This window comes from uncultured Stenotrophomonas sp., assembly GCF_963519925.1.
Lineage (GTDB): Bacteria > Pseudomonadota > Gammaproteobacteria > Xanthomonadales > Xanthomonadaceae > Stenotrophomonas > Stenotrophomonas maltophilia_AE.
Window position 1 is genome coordinate 1 of sequence record NZ_CAUQPH010000226.1, and the last position, 3,494, is coordinate 3,494.

The following is a 3,494-nucleotide window of genomic DNA, read 5'->3' on the forward strand; positions in this document are numbered from 1 at the left end:
GCTCTGGCTGTGGATGGGCCAGCTCGGCTTCGCTACCGGCTTCTGCGTCACCCTGGGCGGCTGGATGCTGACCGCGCTGGTGCTGCCCTACCTCGCCGCCTGGACGCGGCCGGACGCGGAGGCGCGACGCTGATGTGGGCACGTGCGCTGGCCGGCCTGCTGGCAGGCTTCTTCGTGGCGGCCGCCGCCGCCGGCCTGATCACCTGGGTGCCGTCCGGCCCCTGGCAGGCAGTGATCGTGCCCAGCATGGTCGCCTTCATTCCGCTGTGGATGCTGGCCGCGCTGTGGGCATTCTCGTTCCGTACCGGGCTGCGTGCGTGGTTGTGGCTGGGTGCCACCGCTGCGTCCGGCTTCGGCCTGCTGTGGCTGCTGCGCCACTTCGACTGGGTGCAGTGAGGCCTGTCCGATGAAATTCAGTTCGCTCACCCTGCGTACCTTCACCACCGTGCACACCTGGGTTGGCCTGGTGGCGGGGTTTGCCCTGTTCGTGGCGTTCTACGCCGGTGCGATCACCGTGTTCCACCACGACCTGCCGCTGTGGCAGTCGCCGCAGGGCATGGACCAGCCGGCGCAGACCCTGGACGACGCGCAGCGCCTGCTCGATGGCGTGCTGGCCCGGCATCCGGATGCGCGCAGGCACGTGGGCATGACCTTCCCCGGCGCGGAAACGCCGCAGTCCATCGCCTACTGGCAGGACGCCAAGGGCACCTGGCTGTTCGCCTGGGCCGACCATGTCGATGGCAGCCCTACCCCACCGCAGGCCGGGCTGGCCGAGCTGGTCAATGAGCTGCACTACACGCTGGGCCTGCCGGTGGCCGGCATCTACCTGATGGGCGTGGTCAGCCTGCTGTACGGGCTGGCGCTGCTGTCCGGGCTGGTGATCCACCTGCCAAAGCTGGTCGGCGACCTGTTCGCGCTGCGCCCGGGCCGCAACCTGAAGCAGATGTGGCAGGACGCGCACAACGTGATCGGCGTGCTCAGCCTGCCCTTCCACCTGCTGTTCGCGGTCACCGGCGCGTTGCTGTGCCTGATGTTCCTGCAGATGGCCGCGCTCAATCCATTGATCTACGACGGCAAGCTGCTGGCTGCGATTCCCGGCGCCACCGATACCGCCCCGATCCGCGCACCGGCCAACCAGCCCGTACGCGCCGGCAGCCTGGCGATGCTGCACGCACGCTCGATCGCGGTGGCCAACGAGCTGGGCCAGAAGCACTTCGAGCCGGCCTACCTGAAGCTGGCCAATGCCGGCGATGCGAATGCCACCATCGAGATCACCGGCGACGGCGGTGTGTCACTGGGGCCGCTGGGCGCGGTCGCGCTGGACGCCAACACCGGCGAGGTGCTGCACACCCAGCTGCCCGGGCAGCGCGACGCCAACCATGCGACGCTGGCTGCGGCCTACGCGCTGCACTTCGGCGAGTTCGGCAACGGCTGGGTGCCGTGGCTGTATTTCGCGCTCGGCCTGGGGGGTGCCTTCCTGTTCTATTCGGGCAACCTGCTGTGGATCGAGTCGCGGCGCAAGCGCCGCCAGGTCGTACAGGGGCGCGCGCAGATCAACATGGCGCGGGCCACGGTGGGCGTGTGCATCGGGCTGTGCGTGGCGGTGTCGGCGGCGTTCGTCAGCGTGCAGCTGCTGGAACACCTGGCCCCCGCGCACGCCGATGCTGGCATGCGCTGGACCTGCTTCCTGGTCTGGGGCGGCTGCGCCCTGTGGGCCGCGCTGCGCGCGCCGTCCAAGGCGGCGGTGGAGCTATTGTGGGCGGCAGCGATCGTCACCGCGTTGATCCCGGTGGTGCATGGCGCGATGAGCGGCTGGTGGCTGTGGACCAGCGCCACGCACGGCTACTGGCCGCTGTTCTGGGTGGACGGCGTGGCGCTGGCGATGGCGCTGGGCTTTGCGGCCATGGCTCGCGCAACGCAGCGCCGGGCCGTAAACGGCGACCCGAACAGCGTGTGGGCGCACACGCGGGCGTAACGGACAAAGGGCGTCGCCCGCTTTGGCAGGGTCGGTTCCCAAACGACCGTCGATAACGGTGATCGGTTCGGTAACGCATGACCAGCGGCGGAGATTCGCGCGAAATGCGTCGCCCCGTTCGAGGTCATGCGCTACCGAATGTTGCGCCGCTATGGGCGGTCGTTCGGGAACCGACCCTACCGACGATTGCATCGCCAGATGCAGGCTGGGTGCCGCTTTCAGAATTCTTCAGGCGTTCTTCCAGCACTTCAGACGCGGTGCTGGCGTAGTGGCACCTCACTTCCGAGGAGCGCCACCATGCCCCACCCCGCCCGTCGTTTCGCCGCACTGGTCCTGTCCATCACCGCTTGCCTGCCCACCGCGGCTCAGGCCGCCTCGCCGCGCCTCGACCCTGCACCGCTCGCCGCGCTGGAGGCGGCCGTTGCCAGCGACGAGATCAAACAGGTCACCAGCGTGCTGTTGCTGGTGGACGGCAAGGTGGCCTACGAGCACTACTTCAATGGCGCCGATGCCGAAACCCTGAACGACGTGCGTTCGGCCAGCAAGAGCGTGACCGCCCTGCTGGTGGGCGCAGCGATCGGCGACGGGCACCTGCCCGGGGTGCAGGCCCGGGTCTACGACTACTTCCCGGAATTCACCGCGAAACACCCGGTGGATGCCCGCCTGCGCGGCACCATGGTCGAGGACCTGCTCACCATGAGCAGCCTGTGGGAATGCGATGACCAGAATCAATTTTCCGCCGGCAACGAAGAGCGCATGTACGTGACCGAGCGCTGGCTGGACTTCGCGCTGGCGCTGCCGGTCAAGGGCTTCGCGCCCTGGATGAGCCGCCCGGAGAACAGCCCGCACGGGCGCGCGCACGCCTACTGCACGGCCGATTCGTTCGTACTGGGCGCGGTGCTGGAACGGACCACGAAGCTGCCGCTGGCCGACTACGCCGCGCAAGCGCTCGAACGCCCGCTGGGTATCACCCGCAGTCACTGGAACCGTTCCCCCGAAGGTATCGGCATGGGCGGCGGCGGCACCCGCTACCGCAGCCGTGACCTGGCCCGGCTGGGCGAGCTGGTGCTGGCCGGTGGCCGCTGGCAGGGCAAACAACTGGTGCCTGCCGACTACATCGCGGCAATGATCCGCCCGCAGGCGCAGACCGACGACGGCAGCGACTACGGCTACCAGTGGTGGGGCCTGAAGCTGCCGGTGGACGGAAAGGAAACCACGGTGTGGGCGATGTCGGGCAACGGCGGCAACTACGTGTTCGTGATGCCGGACAGGAAGCTGGTCGCGGTGGTGACCAGCAGGGCCTACAACCGCAGTTACGCCCACCCGCAGTCGCGCCGGGTGCTTACCGAATTCCTGCTGCCGGCGTTGCGCTGAGGCCCTGCAGGTCATCGGGGCGCCAGGACGCTGCCAGTACCTGTGCGCGCTGGGCGGCCACGTCCGCGTCGATCCGGGCCAGCAGGCGCTCCCAGCCGGCCGCCTGCCGCAGCGGGGCGAACAGTGGCGTGACGCGCAGCCACGC

At 69.1% G+C, this 3,494-nt stretch carries 3 protein-coding genes; all 3 read left to right on the top strand.

All coding sequences use genetic code 11. From position 1 onward, the window contains the following. Nucleotides 1-132 precede the first annotated feature (132 nt). Nucleotides 133-396: a hypothetical protein gene (locus RWO33_RS19765; RefSeq protein WP_314107118.1), complete on the top strand. Its 264-nt coding sequence runs from the start codon at nucleotides 133-135 to the stop codon at nucleotides 394-396. A 10-nt stretch (nucleotides 397-406) separates the two neighbouring features. Beyond that, nucleotides 407-1,975: a PepSY-associated TM helix domain-containing protein gene (locus RWO33_RS19770; RefSeq protein WP_314107120.1), complete on the top strand. Its 1,569-nt coding sequence runs from the start codon at nucleotides 407-409 to the stop codon at nucleotides 1,973-1,975. 297 nt (nucleotides 1,976-2,272) lie between these two features. Beyond that, a complete protein-coding gene (locus RWO33_RS19775; RefSeq protein ID WP_314107122.1) occupies nucleotides 2,273-3,349 on the top strand; it encodes a serine hydrolase in 1,077 nt (358 codons plus the stop codon). Nucleotides 3,350-3,494 lie beyond the last annotated feature (145 nt).